The 18,456-nt window shown below is 72.9% G+C and carries 15 protein-coding genes; 4 read left to right on the forward strand and 11 right to left on the reverse strand.

Annotated features, from left to right (window positions below; all coding sequences use genetic code 11):
- Nucleotides 1–26 precede the first annotated feature (26 nt).
- On the forward strand, nucleotides 27–1,319 hold the full coding sequence (locus tag ABZY31_RS00365; protein WP_356402950.1) for a M18 family aminopeptidase: 1,293 nt from the start codon (nucleotides 27–29) through the stop codon (nucleotides 1,317–1,319).
- A gap of 109 nt (nucleotides 1,320–1,428) precedes the next feature.
- On the opposite strand, the gene ABZY31_RS00370 is transcribed toward ABZY31_RS00365, so the two are convergent.
- Together ABZY31_RS00370 and ABZY31_RS00375 are read right to left on the reverse strand one after the other, a co-directional pair.
- Nucleotides 1,429–3,249: an NHL domain-containing thioredoxin family protein gene (locus ABZY31_RS00370; RefSeq protein WP_356402953.1), complete on the reverse strand. Its 1,821-nt coding sequence runs from the start codon at nucleotides 3,247–3,249 to the stop codon at nucleotides 1,429–1,431.
- Between the two features lie 15 nt (nucleotides 3,250–3,264).
- Nucleotides 3,265–4,116, reverse strand: a complete 852-nt coding sequence (locus tag ABZY31_RS00375; protein ID WP_356402956.1) for a hypothetical protein — start codon at nucleotides 4,114–4,116, stop codon at nucleotides 3,265–3,267.
- A 31-nt stretch (nucleotides 4,117–4,147) separates the two neighbouring features.
- Here ABZY31_RS00375 and ABZY31_RS00380 point away from each other — a divergent pair, with 31 nt between their 5' ends.
- Complete coding sequence (locus tag ABZY31_RS00380) at nucleotides 4,148–4,666, forward strand: LURP-one-related family protein (RefSeq protein WP_356403655.1); 519 nt, start codon at nucleotides 4,148–4,150, stop codon at nucleotides 4,664–4,666.
- A gap of 73 nt (nucleotides 4,667–4,739) precedes the next feature.
- Here the strand turns inward: ABZY31_RS00380 and ABZY31_RS00385 are convergent, their stop codons facing one another.
- Nucleotides 4,740–5,555: a carbon-nitrogen family hydrolase gene (locus ABZY31_RS00385; RefSeq protein ID WP_356402959.1), complete on the reverse strand. Its 816-nt coding sequence runs from the start codon at nucleotides 5,553–5,555 to the stop codon at nucleotides 4,740–4,742.
- 160 nt (nucleotides 5,556–5,715) lie between these two features.
- Here ABZY31_RS00385 and ABZY31_RS00390 point away from each other — a divergent pair, with 160 nt between their 5' ends.
- A complete protein-coding gene (locus ABZY31_RS00390) occupies nucleotides 5,716–6,543 on the forward strand; it encodes a maleylpyruvate isomerase family mycothiol-dependent enzyme (protein ID WP_356402962.1) in 828 nt (275 codons plus the stop codon).
- Between the two features lie 314 nt (nucleotides 6,544–6,857).
- On the opposite strand, the gene ABZY31_RS00395 is transcribed toward ABZY31_RS00390, so the two are convergent.
- Entirely contained in the window at nucleotides 6,858–8,324 is a 1,467-nt protein-coding gene (locus tag ABZY31_RS00395; RefSeq protein ID WP_356402965.1) for an MFS transporter, read from the reverse strand.
- Nucleotides 8,321–8,980 (reverse strand): GntR family transcriptional regulator, encoded by a 660-nt coding sequence (locus ABZY31_RS00400; protein ID WP_356402968.1) that lies wholly within the window; start codon nucleotides 8,978–8,980, stop codon nucleotides 8,321–8,323. The genes ABZY31_RS00395 and ABZY31_RS00400 overlap by 4 nt, the downstream gene beginning before the upstream one ends.
- A gap of 149 nt (nucleotides 8,981–9,129) precedes the next feature.
- Between ABZY31_RS00400 and ABZY31_RS00405 the strand changes: the two genes are divergently transcribed.
- Entirely contained in the window at nucleotides 9,130–10,335 is a 1,206-nt protein-coding gene (locus ABZY31_RS00405; protein ID WP_356402971.1) for a DUF418 domain-containing protein, read from the forward strand.
- A 94-nt stretch (nucleotides 10,336–10,429) separates the two neighbouring features.
- Here ABZY31_RS00405 and ABZY31_RS00410 read toward each other — a convergent pair whose 3' ends face one another.
- The 6 genes from ABZY31_RS00410 to ABZY31_RS00435 all read right to left on the reverse strand — a co-directional run bounded on the left by ABZY31_RS00410 (nucleotide 10,430) and on the right by ABZY31_RS00435 (nucleotide 18,397).
- On the reverse strand, nucleotides 10,430–11,155 hold the full coding sequence (locus ABZY31_RS00410) for a hypothetical protein (RefSeq protein WP_356402973.1): 726 nt from the start codon (nucleotides 11,153–11,155) through the stop codon (nucleotides 10,430–10,432).
- A 229-nt stretch (nucleotides 11,156–11,384) separates the two neighbouring features.
- Entirely contained in the window at nucleotides 11,385–12,149 is a 765-nt protein-coding gene (locus tag ABZY31_RS00415; protein WP_356402976.1) for a hypothetical protein, read from the reverse strand.
- 89 nt (nucleotides 12,150–12,238) lie between these two features.
- Nucleotides 12,239–12,646 carry a hypothetical protein gene (locus ABZY31_RS00420; protein ID WP_356402978.1) on the reverse strand — a complete coding sequence of 136 codons (408 nt, stop codon included), beginning with the start codon at nucleotides 12,644–12,646 and terminating at the stop codon, nucleotides 12,239–12,241.
- Nucleotides 12,646–17,460, reverse strand: coding sequence for a putative T7SS-secreted protein (locus ABZY31_RS00425; protein ID WP_356402981.1), 4,815 nt, complete (start codon nucleotides 17,458–17,460; stop codon nucleotides 12,646–12,648). Before ABZY31_RS00425 ends, ABZY31_RS00420 begins: the two co-directional genes overlap by 1 nt.
- A complete protein-coding gene (locus tag ABZY31_RS00430; RefSeq protein WP_356402984.1) occupies nucleotides 17,460–18,026 on the reverse strand; it encodes a hypothetical protein in 567 nt (188 codons plus the stop codon). The genes ABZY31_RS00425 and ABZY31_RS00430 overlap by 1 nt, the downstream gene beginning before the upstream one ends.
- Entirely contained in the window at nucleotides 18,023–18,397 is a 375-nt protein-coding gene (locus ABZY31_RS00435; RefSeq protein WP_356402987.1) for an SseB family protein, read from the reverse strand. The genes ABZY31_RS00430 and ABZY31_RS00435 overlap by 4 nt, the downstream gene beginning before the upstream one ends.
- Nucleotides 18,398–18,456: the final 59 nt, after the last annotated feature.

Below are 18,456 nucleotides of genomic sequence, written 5' to 3' on the forward strand. Positions count from 1 at the left end.
ACACGACCGTCGTTAAGGTGAACCACATGAGCTCTCCCGCCCGCTTCGACCGCGGCCACACCGACGATCTGATGACCTACCTGGCGGCGAGCCCCTCGCCGTACCACGCCGTCGCCAACGCGGGCGAGCGGCTGGAAAAGGCCGGCTTCAGGCAGTTGTCGGAAACGGACGCCTGGGACTCGAGCGCGGGGGGCAAGTTCGTCCTGCGCGGCGGCGCGCTCATCGCCTGGTACGTCCCCGAGGGCGCGGCTGCGCACACGCCGTACCGCATCATCGGCGCGCACACCGACTCCCCCAACCTCCGCGTCAAGCCGCTGCCTGACACCGGCTCACAGGGCTGGCGGCAGATCGCCGTCGAGGTCTACGGCGGCACCCTGCTCAACACCTGGCTGGACCGGGACCTGGGCCTCGCGGGACGGCTCACCCTGCGCGACGGCACCGAGCGACTGGTCAACATCGACCGGGCACTGCTGCGCGTGCCGCAGCTCGCCGTGCACCTGGACCGGTCCGTCAACACCGACGGCCTCAAGCTGGACAAGCAGCGGCACATGCAGCCGATCTGGGGCCTGGGCGAGGCCCGCGAAGGCGATCTGATCGCGTTCCTGGAGGAGGAAGAGGGCCTGGCCCAGGGCTCGGTGGCGGGCTGGGACCTGATGGTCCACTCGATCGAGCCGCCCGCCTACCTGGGCCGCGACCGCGAACTGCTCGCCGGCCCGCGGATGGACAACCTGCTGTCCGTCCACGCGGGCATCGCCGCCCTGGCCGCGGTCTCCACCGCCGAACACCTGGACCACATCCCGGTGCTGGCCGCCTTCGACCACGAGGAGAACGGCTCGCAGTCCGACACGGGCGCCGACGGGCCGCTGCTGGGCAACGTGCTGGAACGTTCTGTCTTCGCGCGCGGCGGCAGCTACGAGGACCGCGCCCGCGCCTTCGCGGGCACCATCTGCCTCTCCTCGGACACCGGCCACGCGGTCCACCCCAACTACGGCGAGCGGCACGACCCGACGCACCACCCGCGCGCCAACGGCGGCCCGATCCTCAAGGTCAACGTCAACCAGCGGTACGCGACGGACGGCAGCGGGCGCGCGGTCTTCGCGGCGGCGTGCGAGCGCGCGGGCGTGCCGTGGCAGAGCTTCGTCTCCAACAACTCGATGCCCTGTGGCACGACGATCGGCCCGATCACGGCCGCCCGGCACGGCATCCAGACCGTCGACATCGGCGTCGCGATCCTCTCCATGCACAGCGCGCGCGAACTGTGCGGGGCGGACGACCCCTACCTGCTGGCCAACGCCCTGGTGTCGTTCCTGGAGGGCTGAGGGATGGCCGGCCCCGCCGGCGTTTGAGGCGCCCCCCGGAGGGCGGACCGAGCGGCGGGCGTCCACCGGGCGGTGCCACATCCGGCCCCGCCCGGTGGCCGACCGGCGGTCAGTCGTCCATACCTGCCAACACCAAGGGCAACCGCACCGCGCCCCCGGCGACGACCGTGAGCGGCACGCCCCAGTCCTGCTGGTGCATGTGGCAGGCCGGATACTCGTTCTCCGGATCGTCGTCGCAGGAGGCCGCCATCGCGGACACGTGCAGCACGCCCTCGGTGACGCCCTCCGCGAGCACCAGGTCCCGGAACAGGTCCGTCCCCTGGCCCGCCCCCTCGGCCAGCAGCTCCGGCGGCGTCGAGGAGACCTGGAGCCGGGTGGAGGGCCCGTAGCGGTCGTCCAGCTTCTGCCCGGCCGGAGCGCGGAAGACCACGTCCAGCCGCAGCGTGCCCGGGGCCACCTCGGTGGCCGCGCGCTTCGTGCGGTGGGCGACCGACTCCACGCGGACGGCCTCCTCCGGCAGCCGCAGCCGGGTCAGCCGGTGCCGCGCGGACTCCACGACCAGGATGTCGTCGCCCACCAGCACGGCGTCGCTGGGCTCGCGCAGGTCGGTGGCCAGCGTGCTGACCTCGCCGGTGGCGGGATCGTAGCGGCGCAGGGCGTGGTTGTACGTGTCGCAGACCGCGACCGAGCCGTCCGGCAGCGCGGTCACCCCGAGCGGGTGCTGGAGCAGGGCCTGGCCCGCCTCGCCGTCCCGGTGGCCGAAGTCGAACAGGCCGCTGCCGACGGCGGTCGCGATGACGTACCCGCCGTCCCCGTCCGGCTCCGCGTACCGCAGCGAGCTGGTCTCCGAGTCGGCGATCCACAGCCGGTCCCCGGCCGCCGCGAGCCCGGAGGGCTGCGCGAACCAGGCCTCGGCGGCGGGCCCGTCGACCAGCCCCTCGTTCGTGGTGCCGGCCGCCACCGCGACCGTGTCGGTCTCCGGGTCCCAGGTCCACAGCTGGTGCACGCCCGCCATCGCGATCCACACCCGGCCCCGCCACCAGGCCACGTCCCACGGCGAGGACAGGTCCACCTCGCGCGCGGGCCCGGCCGTCGGCGAGCCCTGCCACCACTGGCGGCCCGTCCCCGCGACGGTCTCCACGGCTCCGGTGGCCGGGTCGAAGACCCGCAGCGCGTGGTTGACCGTGTCCGCGACCGCGACCCGCCCGTCGGGCAGCAGGGCGAGGCCCTGCGGCTCGCTGAAGGCGTCGGGCCCGAAGCCGCGCACGCCCCCGCCGATCCGCCGCACGACGCTCTCGCCGTCGGCGGCGAGCTCCACCAGCTGGTGCCGGGTCGAGTCGGAGACCAGCACGTTCCCCGAGGGCAGGACGAGCGCCTTGCCGGGGAAGCGCAGGTCGGTCGCGACGGGCTCGGGCGCCACGTACGGGCCGTCTCCGCGCCGCAGCGTCCCCTTGGCCGCGTGCTCCGCCTCCAGCTCCTCGACGAGCCGCTCGATGGCGTGCGCGTGCCCCTCCCCGGCGTGCTGCGCCACGATGTACCCCTCGGGGTCGATCACGACGAGCGTGGGCCAGGCGCGGACGGCGTACTGCTTCCAGGTGGCCAGCTCGGGATCGTCGAGGACGGGGTGGTGGACCTCGTAGCGCTCGACGGCGTCGACGACGGCCTGGTGCTCGGCCTCGTGCACGAACTTCGGCGAGTGCACACCGATGATCACGACGGTGTCCCGGTGCTTCTCCTCCAGCTCCCGCAGCTCGTCGAGGACGTGCAGGCAGTTGATGCAGCAAAAAGTCCAGAAATCGAGGATGACGATCCGTCCTCGCAGGTCGGCGAGGGTGTAGGAGGTGTCACCGGTATTGAGCCAGCCGCCCTTGCCGATCAGCTCGGGGGCACGGACTCGGGCGCGACGGGGTGCGGGCGCGGCAGCATTCATGCGTCAAGGGTGCCATCAGCCCAGGAAGGACCGCAGGGAGGTCGTCAGGGCGTTCACGAAGGCGTCACGGACGGGCTCCGGGAGCAGGTCCAGGGACAGGTAGGGGTTCAGGTCCTCCAGCTCGACGAGGAGCAGGCCGCCGGAGGGCGCGCGGCAGGCGTCGACCCGCTGGATGCCGTGGGACAGGGTGTTCCAGGCGATGAAGGCGCGGGCGAAGTCCAGGTCGGCGGGGGTGGGGGCGTAGGGCTCCAGTTCCCAGCGGCGGGCCGGGTCGGGGGCGTACAGGGCGTACTGGAAGGCGTCGTCGACGAAGTAGAAGGACACCTCGTAGGCGAAGTCGATCCGCGGCTGGACCAGCAGTGCGCCCGGGGCGGCCGCTTCCCGCTGCCGCGCCGCCGCGAGGTGCGCGGCGGGGTCGGCGGTGAAGGCCAGGCCGATCGAGTCGGCGCCCTGGCGGGGTTTTACGGCGTACTCGGCCACCTGCGGCAGGAGGTGCAGGTCGGCGGGGTCGTCGACGGTGGGGATCACCGGGTACCCGGCGCGGGTGAGGTCCAGGAGGTACTGCTTGCCCGCCATGTCGGCGCGGCCGGTGAGCGGGTTGTAGACCCGGGCGCCGGTGGCGAGGGCATGGGCGCGGAAGGCGTCGTAGGCCTCCTGGTGGTGCAGGACGGGCCCGCTGTTGCGGACGACCACCGCGTCGAAGGCCGGCAGCAGGGCGCGGGCGTCGAGCGGGTGGCACAGGGCGAGGGCGAAGTCCCGGCGCAGCCGCGAGGTGAGGAATATGTCCTCGTCGCCGTAGCGGCGGCCGCGCGCCGGGTACGCCAGGTCGGTCACGTAGAGCAGGTGCGGGGCGGGGAGCGGAGGCATGGCCGCAACCTATCGCGGGCAGCGATACGGCATGAAATACCTGGTTCGGGACAAAGTGCTGGCCATCGGGGACGACTACTGGGTCGAGGACGAGGCGGGCCGGCCCGCCTTCCTGGTCGACGGGAAGGCCCTGCGCGTCCGCGACACCCTGGAGCTGAAGGACCCGGACGGCCGGATCCTGATCACGCTGCGGGAGAAGATGTTCAGCTTCCGCGACGCGATGACCCTGGAGCGGGACGGGCGCCAGCTCGCCGTCATCCGCAAGAAGCGGTTCTCGCTGCTGCGCAACCACTACCGCGTGACGCTGTCCGAGGGGACCGAACTGGACGTCAGCGGGCGGATCCTGGACCGCGAGTTCAAGGTCGAGTACGAGGGCGAGCTGCTGTCGCTGATCTCCCGCCAGTGGTACCGGGTCCGCGAGACGTACGCCATGGACGTGGTCCGGGAGGAGACGGACGCGGCGCTGCTGCTGGCGGTGGCCGTGTGCGTGATCCGGATGGCCGAGAAGGAGCGGGAGGAGCGGGACGAGGAGCGGGCGGAGGACGGGTGAGCTCCGGCGGGCGGCGCCCGGCGCTCACCCGACGGCCCGACGGCCCGCCGCCCGCTGGCCCGCTGGTCCGTGCCTAGGAGACGGTCCAGGAGCCCGGTACGGCCGGGGGACGGATGCCCAGCATCCGGTCCTTGAGCGCCGGGAACTGCTCCCGGGTGGCGGGGACCTTCGCCGGGTCGAGGTCCACGGTCAGCACCTCCTCGCCCGGGCCGGCCTCGGCGATCACCTCGCCCCACGGGTCCACCACCAGGCTGTGCCCCGCCTGCTCGACCCCGGCGTGCGTACCGGCGGTGCAGCAGGCCAGGACGTACGCCTGGTCCTCGACGGCGCGTGCCCGGTTCAGCAGGGTCCAGTGCGCGCGGCGGCGGGCGGGCCAGCCCGCGGCCACCACCAGGGTCTGCGCTCCCGCGTCGACCAGGCCGCGGAAGAGTTCGGGGAAGCGCAGGTCGTAGCAGGTGGCGATGCCGAGGACGGTCTGCGGCAGGGTCACGGTGGTCAGGGAGTCGCCCGCCGACATCAGCACGGCCTCGCCCTGGTCGAAGCCGAAGCGGTGGATCTTGCGGTACGTGGCCGCCAGCTCGCCCCCGGGGGTCAGCACGAGGGCGGTGTTGTAGAGGGATCCGTCGCCCGAGCGCTCCACGACCGAGCCCGCGTGCAGCCAGACACCGGCGTCGCGCGCCGCCTTCGACATGACCTCGAAGGTGGGCCCGTCCAGCGGTTCGGCCTCCGTCTCGAACTGCTCGTACGAGAAGGCGCCGACACCCCACAGTTCGGGCAGCACGACCAGGTCGGAGCCGCTCTGTTCGCGGACGAGGTCCGCGACGCGGGCACGTCGGGAAACCACCGACTCGCCCTCGTTCACCGCGATTTGGATCAGGGAGGCGCGCACACTACCACCGTTCTGGCGTTCAAGCCGTCAACTCGGGGCCTACGATCGTCACACGAAAGCACTGCCGGGGTGCTCACCGGCAGCGTAACTTTGACAGTGCCGCCGCCAGCCGGTCCCACCAGTCCACAACGCGCCACTGAACAGCACGCGAGGGGTCCCGTTGACCGTCCATCCCAGCCTTGAGCCCTATGTCGATGCGTGGACCCACTCCATCGAAGCGATATCCGAGCTGGTGCTTCCCCTGCCGGAGGCCGAATGGAACCGGGCGACCCCGTGCCCCGGCTGGTCGGTCCGTGACGTCGTGTCACACATCATCGGCATCGAATGCGAGCAGCTCGGCGACCCGCGCCCCATCCACACCCTCCCGCGGGACCTGCGCCACGTGGTGGACGAGTTCACCCGGTACATGGAGGTGCAGGTGGACATCCGGCGCCACCACACCGCCCCCGAGATGACCTCGGAACTGGAGTACACCGTCATCCGGCGGATGCGGCAGCTGCGCAACGAGAAGCGGGATCCTTCCACCACGATGGTGCGCGGGCCGCTGGGCGAGCAGACGACGCTGGAGCAGGCCCTGCGGCTGCGGGCCTTCGACGTGTGGATCCACGAGCAGGACCTGCGGACCGCCCTCGGGGTCCCGGGGAACTGGGACTCCCCCGGCGCGGCGGTGGCCCGGGACATGCTGCTGGCGGGGCTCCCGAAGGTCGTCGCGAAGAAGGCGGGCGCCCCGGCGGGGTCGGCGGTGGTGCTGGACGTGCACGGCGCGCTGGAGTTCATGCGCACGGTCCGCGTCGACGCCGCGGGCCGCGGCACGATGCACAGCGCCCCGTCCCTGGGCCCGGCGGTGACCCTCACCATGGACTGGGAAACCTACGTCCCCCTGGCCGCCGGCCGCGGCCGCCGCCGCCCCCTCGCGGACCGCGTGAAGGTGGAGGGCGACCAGAACCTGGCGGAAGCGATCCTGTCCCACTTCGCGGTCACGCCGTAGCGAAGCCGCACCAAATCCACCCGGGCAGGCACCCACCGCCCGCACCGAATCCAGCCCCGGCAACCCAGTCCGCCGCACGGGCAGGCGCCCACCGCCTGCACCACTTCCAGCCCCGCCGGCGTTTGAGGCGCCGCCGGAGGCAGCCGGCGGCGCACCAGCCTGCACCACACCGAGCCCGCCACACGGTCAGGCGCCCGCCACCCGCACCAAACCCAGCCCCGCCGGCGTTTGAGGCGCCGCCGGAGGCATACGAGCCGCCCGGCGATTGAGGGCCACCCAAGCACTCGCCGGGCGGCACGGCACGGACGGCCCCGTCAGGCCTCGACCGTGGCCGAAGACCCGGAAACCGGAGCGGGCCCGGGCCCGGTGGCAGGTCCAGGCCCGGTGGCGGGCCCGGGCCCCGGAACCACCCCCGCCCCGGAACCAACGGCCCCGCAGCCACTGCGCCCCCGCTCAACCCCCAGCGCCCGCCCCCTCAACCGCAGGATCTGCGACACCCCCAGCACCTCCAGCACGAACACCGACGAGAACGCGATCCGGAAATCGTCCCCGGTGGCATCCAGCAGCACCCCCACCACCAGCAGCGTCGTCATCGAAGCGATGAACCCGCCCATGTTCGTGATCCCGGACGCCGTCCCCTGCCGCGCGGCCGGATTCGCCGGCCGGGCGAAGTCGAAGCCGATCATCGACGCGGGCCCGCACGTCCCCAGCACCACGCACAGCGCGACCAGCAGCCACATCGGCGCCCGCCCCGGATACACCAGCACCGCCGCCCACAGCAGCGCCGTCACCCCCACCGTGCCGAGCGCCAGCGGAATCCGCGCGGACTGCCGCCGCCCCACCAGCTGCCCGTAGACCAGCCCGAACCCCATGTTCGCGACCACGATCAGCGTCAGCAGCCCACCGGCGCCCCCGCGCGACAGCCCCTGCGCCTCGACCAGGAACGGCATTCCCCACAGCAGCAGGAACACCATCGCCGGGAACTGCGTCGTGAAGTGCACCCACAGCCCGAGCCGGGTCCCGGGCTCGCGCCAGGATTCGGCGATCTGACGGCGTACGTAGCCCCCCTCGCCCCGCACCACCGGCGCCGGCGCGTGCCCCTCGGGGTGGTCGCGCAGGAACAGCACCAGCGGCACCAGGACCACCAGCCCCGCCACCGCGCTGCCCGCGAAGGCCGGCACCCAGCCCACCCCGTGCAGGACCGGCGCCAGCACCAGCGTGGAGACGAGGTTGCCCGCCATGCCGACCAGCCCGGCCAGCTGCGCCATCACCGGCGCCTGCCGGGCCGGGAACCACCGGGTGCCCAGCCGCAGGACCGAGATGAAGGTCATCGCGTCACCGCAGCCCAGCAGGGCGCGCGCGGCGAGCGCGGTCCCGTAGGACGGGGAGAGCGCGAAGCCGACCTGTCCGGCGGTGAAGAGCATCGCGCCGAGCATGAGCACCTTCTTGGTGCCGAGCCGGTCCACCATCAGGCCGACGGGTATCTGCATGCCCGCGTACACGAGCAGCTGGAGCAGCGAGAAGGTGGACAGCGCCGAGGCGCTGACGTGGAAGCGGGCCGCGGCATCCAGGCCCGCGACGCCCAGGCTGGTGCGGAAGATGACGGCGACGAAGTAGACGGCGACGCCGATGGACCAGACGAAGACGGCCCGGCGGCCGCCCGGCGGATCCTTCGGCGGGTGCGCCGGCTCGACGGCGGCGGGGACCGCGGGGAGGGCGGCCGCGGCGACGGCGTCGGGCGCGGGGGCGGGCACGGCCGAGGCCCCGGCGGGGCCGCTCATCGCGCGTCGCCCCGGACCAGGGCGGCGACCCGCCCGACGTGCCCGCGTACCGCCGCGGCCGCGCCGTCGGCGTCCCCGGCGCGCAGCGCGTCGAGGATCTCCGTGTGCTCGGCGAGGGTCTTCTCGATCCGTTCGGGGTGCGCGTGCAGCAGCCGGGCGCCCATCCGCAGCTGCCGGTCGCGCAGTTGGTCGTAGAGCCGGGAGAGGATCCGGTTGCCGGCGCTGCGCACGATCTCGGCGTGGAAGCAGCGGTCGGCGGCGATCAGCGCGGAAAGGTCGCCGTCCGCGGCGTGCCGGCGCTGTTCGTCGATGAGGTCCGCGAGCCGCGCCAGCAGGGCGGGTGCGGCCGGGACGGCCCGCCGGACGGTGAACTCCTCGACCAGCAGCCGGGTTTCGACGACGTCCGCGATCTCCTGCGCGGAGACGGCCAGGACCAGTGCGCCCTTCTTCGGGTAGAGCGTGATGAGCCCTTCCGTCTCCAGGCGAAGCAGCGCTTCGCGCACGGGGGTGCGCGACACCCCGACCGCGTCGGCGAGTTCGCCCTCGGTGAGCAGGGTGCCGCCTTCGTAGCGGCGGTCGAGCACGCCGTTCTTGACGTGCTGGTAGACCCGTTCGGCGGCCGTGGGCGCGAGGGTCGCGGAGCTGGCTGATGGCATGCGCACAGGATAGATACAAGACAGGTGCAAAGCGGCCGGTCGTCCGCGATGTGGACGACCGGCCGCATCCTCCGCTGCACCGAAGGATGTACGCCGGTCTCGTCCGGCCGCACGACGTGCCCCGCCCGGCCCGCCGGAACGCTGGAACCATGACCCACGACGCGCCGGTCGACACCCGGCTCCCCGCGACCCGGCTCCCGCTGCTCGACGTCCTGCGCGGGGCCGCGATCCTCGGCACGCTGATGACCAACGTGTGGATCTTCACCGCCCCCGGCTCGGAGGCGAGCGTCCTCCAGGGCGCCATGGTGGCCCCCGACCCGTTCTCCGAGCCGGGCGGCCCCTCGGTCGCCGGGATCGCCGAAACCCTCTTCCGCTTCCTCTCGGACGGCAAGTTCCTGTCCCTGCTGACCGTCCTGTTCGGGGTCGGCCTGGCCATCCAGTACGAGTCCGCCGCCCGCCGCGGCGCCCCCTGGCCCGGCCGCTACGGGCGGCGGGCCGCCTTCCTCTTCCTGGAGGGCACCGTCCACTTCGTCCTGGTCTTCGCGTGGGACGTGCTGATGGGGTACGCCGTCACCGCGCTCCTCACCGCCTGGCTGCTGGCCCGCTCCGAGCGGGTGCGGCGCCGGGTGATGTGGGCCGCGGGCGCGGTGCACGTGGCGCTGATCTCGCTGGTCACCCTGGCCGCGCTGGGCCGCCCGGACGACGCCCCGGTGGAACCGGATCCCGCGCTCGTGGACCTGTACGCCCGAGGCGGCTGGGGCGACCAGATCGGCTACCGGCTCGGCCATGCCGCCGGGCTGCGCGTCGAGCCCGTCTTCACCTTCGGGCTGCTGGTCTTCCTCTTCCTCCTCGGGGTCCGGCTGTACCGCGCGGGGGCGTTCGCCCCGCCCCCCGGCGGCCACCGGCTGCGGGTGCGGATGGCCCGCTGGGGCCTGGGCCTCGGGATGCCGCTGGGCGCCGCTGCCGCGCTCGGGGGACCCGACTTCTTCGTCCTGGGCCGCTACGGCATCGTCCCGCTGATCGCGATCGGCTACCTGGGCCTCCTGGGCTGCGCCCTGGACCGGGCACGGCTGCCGCGGCCGCTGGTCGGCGGGCTCGCCTCGGTCGGCCGGACCGCCCTGTCCTGCTACGTCGGCCAGAACCTGCTCTGCGTCCTGCTCTGCTACGGGACCGGGCTGGGCCTCGCGCAGCGGCTGGGGGCCGGGCCCTGGTGGGTGATGGGCCTGTGGGCGGGCGTGAGTCTGCTCCTGGTCGCCGGGTCGGGGTGGTGGCTGCGCCGCTTCCCGCGCGGCCCGCTGGAGGCCGTACAGCACCGGGTGGTGGGCGGCCCGGCCGCGCTCACGGCGCCGCGGTGACCACGGCGTCCTCGACCGCCGCCACGACCCGTCGGCGGTCCGGTCCCCGGTGGTCCGCGGGACGGCGGAGGACACCGGGGACCCGGCCGGCGGCCTACTCCGTGGGCAGGGCGGGCAGGCCGGCCCCGGTCAGGAGCGCCGTGAGCAGGGCGAGCAGGGAGGACACGACGTCGGTGGACTTGCTCGTGGCGTCGGTCGAGCAGCCGCAGGGCCCCGAGGCCTTGAGCACTCCGTCGACGGCCTTCTTGAGGTTCTCCACGGCGGGCCCGACCGCGTCCACCGGACCGTCCTTCCCCGCCCCTGCTCTCGCGGCCCCCGGCAGGGCGGCGGGCAGCTTGGGCGCGGCGGCCGGAAGCTTCGGGGCATCCGCCGGGAGCCTCGGAGCGTCCGCGGGAAGCTTCGGGGCATCCGCGGGCAGCTTGGGCGCATCCGCGGGAAGCTTGTCCGCGGGAAGCTTCGGGGCGTCCGCCGGGAGCTTGGGCGCGTCAGCCGGAAGCTTCGGAGCGTCCGCCGGGGGCTTGGGTACGTCCGCCGGGGGCTTCGGCAGCTTGGCGACGGCGTCGTCGACTGCCTTCTTCAGCTTGGCCGCGTCCGCCTCCGGGAGCTTGCCGTCGGGGGCCTTGAGCACGGCGCCGACCAGATCGGTGACCGGAGTGATGACCCCGCCGACGGCGCCGAGGGACTGGACCTGCGCGAGCAGGGCGTCCGTCCCCGGGATGGCACCGGCAGCGGGGACCGCGGGCCGGGGCGCGGCCGGGGAGGCCGCTCCCGCGAGGCCGGGGGACACGGCCAGCAGGGAGGCACAGAGGACAGCGGGCACGGTGTATCGGGTGAAGCGGTGCAACGTTCTCTCCTGTCGGGGCGCGGTGACGGCATGGGACGTGCCGCCGCCACCCACTCACCGACACCCCGTCAGCTCCCGCAACCCGGAGCCCCGCAGCCCCCGCCGGGACACGCCGCGCAACTGGCGTACCCGCCTCCGTGACCAGCGGTGACGCCATCACCCTCGCGATGTGCTGCACCCTCGTGAAGCCGCGCGGACCACCGCCTCAGGGAAGCCGCGGCCGGACCTCCGACCACGCGTCCACGGACGCGCCCAGCGGGTCCTGCGGCTCCAGGTGGGGCCGGGCCAGCGCCAGCCAGGGCAGCAGGTTCTTGATCCGGCGCAGATGCAGGATGCGGGCCTTGGGCAGGTCCCGCCAGGACCGGGCCTCGCGGGCCGCCTCCTCGGGGGTCAGGTCGATGAGCGCCAGCAGGTCCCGGCAGAGCGCCGCGGGGTCGCCACCGGGTCCGGGGCCGAACTGCTGGAGGAGGTAGCCGCGTACGGCCGCCTCCTCCGCCGCGGCCGCCAGCACGTCCTCCCCCGTCCAGGCCGCCTTGCGCCGGCTCGCGGTCACGGCCACCCGCCCCCAGCGCAGCCGCACCTCGTCCGGCAGCCAGTCGGCCTGTACGCGGCCCACGGCCAGGGTGCGCAGCTCCAGCGGGCGGGGCTCGTCCTCCAGCGGCGGATCGGTGGCCAGCCAGGCCTCCAGTTCACCGAGCGCGTGCCCGTCGGGCGGCACCGAGGTCAGCACCTGCCCCCGGGTGAGCAGGGCGACCACGGCCCCCGTCAGGTGCACCTTCGCCACGTTCCCCGCGGCGAAGAAGCCCACGGTGCGGCCGTAGCGCTCGATCCGCCGCAGCCCGAGCCGCAACTCCCCGGCCGCGTAGACCTGTCCGGCGCGCGCGACGCCCCCTATGCAGCGCACCACGCACACGCCGCCGGACACGTCCGCCTCTTCGACGGAGTACACCTGCAACTCGGCGATCGACACCCCGGCCCCCTTCCCCCGGCGGCACGCTACCGCGTCACCGCCCGAGTCCGGCCCGGACGCGGGCGGCCTCCAGCGCCGCCGACGGAGTGTCAGCGCCAGGTACGGGCGTCCCGGACCACACCCGCCGCCAGGTCCAGACGGCCCTGGAAGTCGCCCGAGCGGGTGGCGATGACCAGGAGCGGCCGGCCTTCGGAGTCCGGGAAGCCGCTGTAGAACCCGAGCACCGCGTTCGGATCGGACAACAGGTCCGCGGGCGGGCTCAGCCGGAGGCGCTCCGAGCCGTCCGCCCGGTAGACGACGGCGTTGTCCTTCGGGGTGAAGGGCCGGGTGTCCAGCGCCTCGACCACCAGGACGAGCGTCTCGCCGTCCTGCGTCCAGGCCATGACGGACTGCGGCGGCTTGGCGTGCTCCTTGGCCACGGTGGCGGCGCCGTCGTTCCAGCGCACCGTGGTCTCACCGGCGGTCCACTCGACCGCCACGTCCGGTTCCTGCGTCATTACTTGGGGATCTCCACGGGAGGGCCGACTGGGATCAGCCGGGCTCGGTCTTCGTAGTTCAGGATCTCCAGCTGGCTGACCCCGCCGGGCAGATGGCCCAGTTTGGGGTCCGTCTGGGGCCCGATGATGCTCTCCTGGATCCGGATGGGGTCGCCGGTGTCCGGGAAGCGGTACCGCTGGAGCATGGAGACGTCGTCCTTCCAGTCGGTACGAATGGCCAGCTGGTCACGTACGTACTGCTGGTTGGGCACCCCCTCGAACGTACCGAAGCCGCCGGGGCTGGTGGCCGGCTGCCCCTTGGACAGCACCATGTTGAACTCCTCGCCCGGCTGCGCCAGCCGCGAGGTGATCGGCGTCCCGTACATGTTCGGCGGTTCCCGCTCGGCCTTGGGCAGCGCCAACTGCTCCTTGCCTGCCGCCGGGCAGCCGCTCAGGCCCAGCGGGTCGGCCCACACCAGCGGGTTGGTGACGTACGCGACCGGGTTGGACGAGGGCGTCAGGCCCAGGGGGTCCGAGGTCAGGTAGCGGGCCGTCTCCGGGTCGTAGGTCCGGAAGTGGTTGTGGTGGAGACCGGTCTCGGGGTCGTAGTACTGGCCGGGGAAGCGCAGCGGTGTGTAGGCCGTGGCGTCCCGGTTCCAGCTCGTCGCTCCCCACACGGTGGAACGGGTGTGCCAGGCCAGCGCGCCCTGCTCGTCGATCATCTCCGTCGGCGTGCCGACCAGGTCCGTGACGATGGCGAAGAACCGGCTGTCGATCTCCGCTTGTGACGGCTCCCGGGGTGCCCGCGGCTCCCCCGGGACGGCGGCGGCCCGGATGGACTCCACTTGGGTGAGCGGGTGCAGGCCGGCATGGGTCCAGCTGAGCGTGACCTCGTGCGGGCTGTCCCGTACGTGGGTCGTCTGCTCGGCCAGAGTGGTGCCGTCCCAGGTGAAGAGGGTCTCCTCGACCACCTCCCACTCGGTCTCCTGCGGCGTTGTTTCACGTGAAACGTCGGTTTCACGTGAAACACCCGTTGTTTCACGTGAAACAACGGCGCCCGGAGCCGGGGCAAGACGCTGTTTCGCGACGCGGCGCCCCAGTCCGTCGTACCGGTAGCGCCAGCGGGTGCCGTCCGGGGTGGTCACCTCGGTCAGCCGGTCGTCCGCGTCCCAGACGTAGAGCCAGGTGTCGGGCTTGCGGGAGAGCCGGGTCTTCTGCCGCAGGACCACCCGGCCCTGGACGTCGTGCTCGTAGCGGACCCGGCCCGCCCGGGTGATCCGGGTGCCGCTGTACTCGCGCGCTCCGACGGCGTCCGCACCGGGGTGGGCCTGCGGCCAGTCGGCGGACGTCTGGTTGCCCGCCTCGTCGTAGGCGTACCGCTCCGACCAGGAGGCCGCGTCCACCCCGGTCACCCGGGCCGCGGCGTCCAGGGTGAAGCGGCGCGGGCCGCTCGTCTCGTCGTCGATCTCCAGCAGGTTGCCGTCGGCCCGGTAGGTATAGCCGCGGCGTTGGAGGGTCCGCTGGTCCGAGCCCGTGATGTGGCGGGTGGTGAGCCGCCCCACGGGGTCGAAGGTGTGGTGCAGGGCCGTGCTCTCCCCGATGTGCCGGGTCAGTTCCCGCCCTGCGGCGTCCCGCTCGAACGTCAGGGTCCGGCCGGAGGCGTTCAGCGCGGTGCAGTGGCCGGCCTCGTCGTAGGTCCACTGCGCTCGCGCCCCGCTGGGCAGGGTCCGGGTCACCGGACGGCTCAGCTCGTCGTAGGCGTAGCGGACCGAACGGCCGTCCACGCGTTCCTCGGCCAGGCGCCCGTGCCGGTCGCGGAGGCGGACCAGGGTGGTGCCGTCGGCCGAGGTCACCGCCGCGGGCAGGTCGAAGACGTCGTACTCGAAGGTCGCCGTGCCCGCCGGGGAGGTCTTGCGGACGATCCGGCCGAGCACGTCCCGCTCGTAGGCGATCTCCTCGCCCGCGGCGTTCACCCGGGAGGCGAGCCGCCCGTTCGCGTCGTAGGTGTACCGCAGGGTCCGGCCGTCGAAGTCCGCCTCCGAGGTCAGCCGGCCCGCCGCGTCGTAGGTGTACTCCCAGTTCAGACCCTGGGGGTTGCGGACGCCGGTCAGCCGCAGCGCCGCGTCGTAGGTGTACGCGTACCGCACCCCGTCGGGCCCGGTCCGGGCGGCGAGGAGGTCGAAGTGGGTGTACTCGAAGCGGGTCACCCCGCCCGAGGGGTCGGTGAAGGCGGTGCAGTTGCCCTCGCCGTCGTAGACCCAGCGCCGCTCGCTGCCGTCCGGATCCACCCGGCGGGCGGGCCGGCCCTCCGTGGTCCACTCCATGACGGTCACCCCGCCGAGCGGGTCGGTGACCCTGACCGGGCGGCCGAAGACGTCCCGCTCGAAGCGGGTGACGGCGCCCAGCGGATCGGTGGTGGTGAGGGGGAGGCCCGCCGCGTCACAGGTCGTGCGGGTGACGGCGCCGAGCGGGTTGGTGACCGCCGTGAGGTGACCCCGCTCGTCGTAGGCGAAGGTGGTCACCGCGCCCGCCGAGGTCGTGAGCGAGGTGCGGTTGCCGCGCTCGTCGTAGGTCTGGCGGACGACCGTGCCGTCGGCGTTCGCCACCCGTACCGGCAGGCCCAACCGGTCGTACTCGGTCCCGGCCGCCCGGCCGTCGGGGCGGACGGAGCGGATGATCCGGCCCGCCTCGTCGTACTCCTGGTGGGAGGTCGCGCCCAGGGCGTCGGTGCGGGAGGTCGGGCGGCCGTGCCGGTCGTAGGTGTAGCGCGTGACGGCGCCGAGCGGGTCGATGTCGGCGACCACCCGGCAGCGCTCGTCGATCAGGTAGCGGCGGGTGTCCCCGGCCGCGGTGGTGACGCTGGTGACCCGGTGGCCGGTGGCCGGGTCGAACCCGTCGTAGTCGAGGGTGAGGGCGAGGTGCCCGCCGCTGCCGCCCTCGGCGACGCAGCGGTCCCGGTCGTCGTAGGCGTAGTCGTAGCGGCTGTCGTTGGTGTCGGTCCAGGAGGTGATCCGGCCGCGTTCGTCGTAGGTGAAGCGCAGGGGCAGGCCGGAGGAGTTGGTGACCTCGGTCAGATGTCCGTCGGTGTAGCCGTACGCCAGGATCCGCGGGCCACCGGTCAGGTGCAGGGCGGTTATACGGCCCCCGGCCGTCTCGAAGCGCAGGTGGTAGCCGCCGCTGTGGGCGATGCCGACCGGGGTGCCCTCGGCGTCGTACTCGAAGGAGATCGTGTTCCCGTTGCGGTCCGAGAGCTCCGCGATCGGCGCCACACCGTCCCCGTCCGGTGACAGCCCGGGCTCGGTGAAGCGGCGGACGTGACCGGTCGCCGGGTCCGTGAGCGTGTAGTCGCCGTCGGGGGTCCGTTCCAGCGGCCGGGCCGGGCCCCTCGCGGGCAGCACCGGGACGCCGGGCGCCGGGTGCGGGTAGCCGATGAGGAGGCCGTCCTCCGCGACCAGGACCACGCCCTCGGCGTCGATCTCCAGGTGCTGGTCGACCGTACTGCTCCAGGAGGGCCCGAACCAGCGCCCCGCCGTGTAGCCGGACTCCGCCCGGCGCGTGAAGACCAGGGGCAGCGCCCCCGGCAGCACCACATCGGTCTGCGGGAGGTACATCCGGCCGGTGGCGAGGTCCACGGGGTCCGTGCCGCCCGTGGTCCGCTCCCCGTCCGGCGTCTTGTGCAGCTCCGGGCCGTCACCGGTGAGTGCCTTGCGGCCGGGCCCCGTCGGGATGTCGTCCGCGAGCTTGGCGACGGTGCCGGCCTTCTTCGCCAGTCCCAGACCCTTCGTCCCGATGAGTTCGGGGAGCATCTTGCCGATGCCCTCGGACGGGTCCTTCATGAACTGGTCGAGCATCTGCTTGCCCGCGCCCATGGGGTCGTTGACCGCGGTCACGAGCCCGGCGACGGTGGAGTTCAGGCTGGTCGCGTACTCGGCCGGGTGCGTCAGGTTGTACGGGTCCATCGGATTGACCGAGCGGACGAAGTTGAGCAGGCCCGCCGTGCCCTTGATGACACCGCCGGTCAGGTGCGTCTTGGCGATGTCCAGGTACTGCATGCCGTCACCGAACTGCTCGCCGTACGAGGGCTTCGGCGGGGCCGCGTCCCGGGCCGCGCGGACCGCCGTCCTGGCCGTCTCCGCCACCTCGTTGCGCTGCTTGCGCGCCCCGTCGAGCTTGTCCTGCGCGGCACTCGCCAGCGCCACGCCCGGATCGGTGAAGGCACCCGGCTTGGGCGGCAGCGTGTCCTTCTTCGCGTCGATGGCGTCGTTGTAGGTGTCGACCTGCTTGTTGTAGGCGTCGCGGGCGTCCGTCGAGGCCTTCTTGGCCGCGTTGTAGTCGGCCAGCGCCTCCTTGGCCTGCCCCTGCGCCCACTCCACCGTCTCGGCGAATCCCCCCATGGCCACGGCGGCCTTGCCGAAGGCCTCGGCCGCCTTGAACCAGCGGGGCGGCTCCTTGGCGACGGATTCCCGGAAGGCGTCCGCCGTCTTGCCCTTCAGGCCGTCCGAGTCCAGGCCCTTGAGGCCGTTGCCGACCTTGTCGAAGGCGGCCTTGAAGTCCTGGAGGTGGGCGGCCTGAGCACGGATCTTGGAGACGCTGCCGTAGACGAGCTTGGTGGGGTCCTCGGTCTGGCCGAGTTCCAGCTCGGCCACGTCGGCGCCCAGTTGGTTGGCGGCCGAGCGGCTCTTGTCGCGGATCCAGTCGCCCGCGTCCTCCAGCCCCACCTTGTCGGCCAGTCCGGCGACCTTGTCGCCGGTCCACTCGATGGCGTCGCCGACGTCCTCGGTACGGTCCTCGACCCAGTCCTCGACGGAGTCCGGAATGAAGTCGCCGAGCCCCATTACTTACCGTCCCCGTCACCCGTGGCCTGATCGACCAGATCTTTCAGCGAGCCGATCTTCCCGGTGCTCGTCAGCTTCTCCCCGGTCTGCGACCAGGTGTTCTTGATGTCCTCACCGCTCTTCTGGAAGGACTCCGCACTGAAATCGGGCTTGTACACATCCGCCCGGAAGATGTCCCCCCACTCCTTCTCCTCGATCTCGTCCTCACTCGCGTGCGGATTCCCGTACGCCGAGTTCGCCGCGACCTTCAGCGCCCCCTGGACGTAGTGGTCCTCCTCCCACAACGTCCCCGCCGAAATCCCCAGCGCCTGCGCCAGCGTGCTCGCATCCTGAATCAGCGAGCGCACCCCCCACTCCCACTTCTCACAGAAATCCTCGAAATCCGTCGCCAGACCCGCATGACCGGCCTCCATGCCCGTCATCGACAACGAACTGAACCCCGCCCCCATCGACGCCCCACCGGCATCCGCACCGGACTCCCGCAGCTCACCCACCGCCGCACGCAAACCGTCCTGGATCTTCTTGACCGCTTCCGGCGCAACCGCCAGATCCTTCTCACCGCTCACGCCGTCACCGCCACCGCGTCCGGGACGATCCCCACCACCGGCGGGAACAACATCGCCCCCTCACCGTCCGCCACGTTCACGGCGACACCCGCCGGACCCGGCACGTCGGGGATCACCGCATCCACCAGCCGGGCCCCCAGAATCGCGAGGTACTCCCACTCGCGATCCCCGGCCCCGCGCGCCGACGCGAAACGGGCCAGCGCCTCCTCGTCCGTGAAGGCGTAGATCCACCGCACCCCACCCCGCTCACCCGACATCACCGCGCCGTCGGCGAGCGGCACGAGCAGCGCGGCCCGCCGGAATTCGCCCAGCAAACGCTGCGGATGTCCCGATCCGCCGCGCATGGCGGATATTTCCTCGGTCAGTCCCATGATCCGTGTCCCCGTTCGCGGAGGCGCTGGGTCGCCCCCGATTCGCACACGTTACTCAG

The sequence above is a fragment of the Streptomyces sp. NPDC006529 genome (genome assembly GCF_040611795.1).
Taxonomy (GTDB): Bacteria; Actinomycetota; Actinomycetes; order Streptomycetales; family Streptomycetaceae; genus Streptomyces.

Bases quoted from the DNA above. Each gene is read 5' to 3' on its own strand.
- ABZY31_RS00365 (WP_356402950.1), top strand. From the start codon at position 27: ATGAGCTCTCCCGCCCGCTTCGACCGCGGCCACACCGACGATCTGATG.
- ABZY31_RS00370 (WP_356402953.1), bottom strand. From the start codon at position 3,249: ATGAATGCTGCCGCGCCCGCACCCCGTCGCGCCCGAGTCCGTGCCCCC.
- ABZY31_RS00375 (WP_356402956.1), bottom strand. From the start codon at position 4,116: ATGCCTCCGCTCCCCGCCCCGCACCTGCTCTACGTGACCGACCTGGCG.
- ABZY31_RS00380 (WP_356403655.1), top strand. From the start codon at position 4,148: ATGAAATACCTGGTTCGGGACAAAGTGCTGGCCATCGGGGACGACTAC.
- ABZY31_RS00395 (WP_356402965.1), bottom strand. From the start codon at position 8,324: ATGAGCGGCCCCGCCGGGGCCTCGGCCGTGCCCGCCCCCGCGCCCGAC.
- ABZY31_RS00400 (WP_356402968.1), bottom strand. From the start codon at position 8,980: ATGCCATCAGCCAGCTCCGCGACCCTCGCGCCCACGGCCGCCGAACGG.
- ABZY31_RS00405 (WP_356402971.1), top strand. From the start codon at position 9,130: ATGACCCACGACGCGCCGGTCGACACCCGGCTCCCCGCGACCCGGCTC.
- ABZY31_RS00420 (WP_356402978.1), bottom strand. From the start codon at position 12,646: ATGACGCAGGAACCGGACGTGGCGGTCGAGTGGACCGCCGGTGAGACC.
- ABZY31_RS00425 (WP_356402981.1), bottom strand. From the start codon at position 17,460: ATGGGGCTCGGCGACTTCATTCCGGACTCCGTCGAGGACTGGGTCGAG.
- ABZY31_RS00435 (WP_356402987.1), bottom strand. From the start codon at position 18,397: ATGGGACTGACCGAGGAAATATCCGCCATGCGCGGCGGATCGGGACAT.